We start from the raw sequence: 1351 nt of genomic DNA, 5'->3' as shown, positions 1-1351 counted from the left end.
ATTGATAAAAGCCGATTTTCCTAAAAAGAAAGCCAATCAGCTTTCGGCCCAACTTACAGAAAACAATAAAAAATTAGCAGAGAAATATAATAAAGAAGGTAATTTTCCTTTAGTTGTAAAGCTTGACAAAAATGGCAAAGTAAAAGGAATGACTGGCTTTAAAAATGTTTCTGCAGAGCAATATGTTAAGCTTTTAAATTCTTTGTAAAACAATGAAAAAGTATTTAGTTATAGTTTTATTGGCAACAATTTCTTCTTATAGTCAAACGATTTATAAGAAAAAATTGGCCATGCTTGGAAGTCCGTTTGAGATTTCAGTTGTAGCAAACGATTCTATTAAGGCTAATGAATACAGTAATCTAGCAATAAACGAAGTTAAACGAATTGAGAATTTAATTTCCGATTGGATTCCGACTACTCAAATATCTGAAATCAATAAAAATGCAGGAATTCAACCTGTAAAAGTCGATCAAGAAGTTTTTGATTTGGTTGAAAGAGCTATTAAAATTTCAAAATTAACCAACGGTGCTTTCGATATTTCTTATGCTTCAATGGATAAAATATGGAAATTTGACGGAAGCATGAAAGAAATGCCAACGCCAGAAGCCATAAAAAAATCGGTTGAAAAAATTGGTTATCAAAATATTATTCTTGATAAAGAAAACAAAACCATTTTCTTGAAATTAAGCGGAATGAAATTGGGTTTAGGCGGAATTGGTCAAGGCTATATTGCCGACAAAGTGAAAGATTTATTGCAATCTAAAGGTTGTAATTCGGGATTAGTAAATGTTTCAGGCGATATCAATACTTGGGGAAAACAACCTAACGGCGATCTTTGGACGGTTGGAATTGTAAATCCGATGAATAAAAACAAAGTATTTGCAACATTTCCTTTAGATAATAGTGCAGTTGAAACCTCTGGAAACTATGAAAAATTTGTAACCTTCAACGGAATTCGATACTCACATATTATAGATCCAAGAACAGGTTATCCTGCAACTGGTATTGTAAGTGTTTCTGTATTTGCAAAACAAACCGAAATTGCCGATGCTCTAGCAACAGGAATTTTCGTTCTTGGAGTAGAAGTAGGATTGGATTTAGTAAACCAATTAAAAGGAATTGAATGCATTATCGTTGATGATAAAGGCAAAATCCATGCATCGAAAGGCATCGATATTAAAAAATATAAATTATAACATTATGATTAAGAAAATCAGTTTTGCTATCCTATTAGTACTGACATTACAATCGTGTACTTCAGTAAAAGAATACGAAAAAGAAAAACTAAACGATCCAGAAATGAAACTTTCTGCAAAAACGGCCGAGCGCTACGAAACTACTTTCCAAGTTT

General features: G+C 32.1%; 2 protein-coding genes and 1 pseudogene. All 3 read left to right on the top strand.

The annotated features are described in order from the left end of the window. Positions 1-208: pseudogene (locus DIU01_RS05445) on the top strand (thioredoxin family protein); the annotation flags it as partial. A gap of 4 nt (positions 209-212) precedes the next feature. Further along, positions 213-1196, top strand: a complete 984-nt coding sequence (locus tag DIU01_RS05440) for an FAD:protein FMN transferase (RefSeq protein ID WP_290832261.1) — start codon at positions 213-215, stop codon at positions 1194-1196. Between the two features lie 4 nt (positions 1197-1200). Next, positions 1201-1351 (top strand): DUF4266 domain-containing protein (locus DIU01_RS05435; protein ID WP_290832369.1); only part of this gene is annotated, 151 nt, incomplete at its 3' end.

Source organism: Flavobacterium sp. (assembly GCF_003525665.1).
GTDB lineage: Bacteria > Bacteroidota > Bacteroidia > Flavobacteriales > Flavobacteriaceae > Flavobacterium.
The sequence above is the reverse complement of the archived record's forward strand: the minus strand, read 5'-3'. Positions and strand labels throughout refer to the sequence as shown.

Bases quoted from the DNA above. Each gene is read 5' to 3' on its own strand.
- DIU01_RS05440 (WP_290832261.1), top strand. From the start codon at position 213: ATGAAAAAGTATTTAGTTATAGTTTTATTGGCAACAATTTCTTCTTAT.